The organism is Kocuria subflava (assembly GCF_012163155.1).
Taxonomy (GTDB): Bacteria; Actinomycetota; Actinomycetes; order Actinomycetales; family Micrococcaceae; genus Kocuria; species Kocuria subflava.
This window is the reverse complement of the sequence record NZ_JAAVUN010000124.1, coordinates 1-700: the sequence shown is the minus strand read 5'-3', so window position 1 is coordinate 700 and position 700 is coordinate 1. Positions and strand designations below refer to the sequence as shown.

The following is a 700-nucleotide window of genomic DNA, read 5'->3' as shown; positions in this document are numbered from 1 at the left end:
CGTCACCGACCTTGAGGTTCTCGTTGGCCCAGGTGGAGAAGACGCCGCCCAGGGTCTTCTTGATGGCCACCTTGACCTGACCGCGTACGGGCTCGGCGCAGATCGAGTACGACCGGCGGACCTCCTGCCCGTCGATCTGCGCGCGCAGAGCAACGTACTGGCCCGGCGCGTAGTCGTAGTCGCCCGCGAGTCCGGCGGGCACGAGGAAGGTGACCCCCACGGATCCCGCGGCCAGCGGGCGGACCTCGGACACACGCAGCGTGTGGAAGGTGGCCCGACGGCGGCCGGGGGTGGCTTCGGCGTCGGTACCGGTGACGTCGGTGTCAATCGTTTCGCTCATCAGTGCACCTTGAAGTGGTCGAAGGGTTCTAGGCAGTCGTTGCAGACCCACAGGGATTTGCAGGAGGTCGAGCCGAAATGGGTCATCTCTCGCGTGGACAGGGAGTTGCACCGCGGGCACTTCACACCCAGGGTCAGCGCCACGGGGCCCGCTGCGGCGCGCCCGGTGGGCGGGGCGATGCCGTACTCGTTGAGCTTGCGGCACCCGTCCTCCGTCATCCAGTCGGTTGTCCAGGCGGGCTCCAGGACGGTTTCCACGCGCACCGGCGAGAAACCGTCGTCGCCCAGGGCCGCCCGCAGGTCCGCCGTGATGGTTTCCATCGCGGGGCACCCGGAGTAGGTGGGGGTGATGACGACGACG

2 protein-coding genes are annotated in these 700 nt (G+C 68.4%); both read right to left on the bottom strand.

Annotated elements, in window-relative coordinates:
- On the bottom strand, positions 1-340 hold a 340-nt coding region (locus GTW58_RS13325), incomplete at its 3' end, for an FAD-binding oxidoreductase (RefSeq protein WP_245195272.1).
- Positions 340-700, bottom strand: a 361-nt coding sequence (paaD, locus tag GTW58_RS13320) for a 1,2-phenylacetyl-CoA epoxidase subunit PaaD (protein ID WP_168023588.1), incomplete at its 5' end; no start/stop codon positions are given. The genes GTW58_RS13325 and paaD, both read right to left, overlap by 1 nt.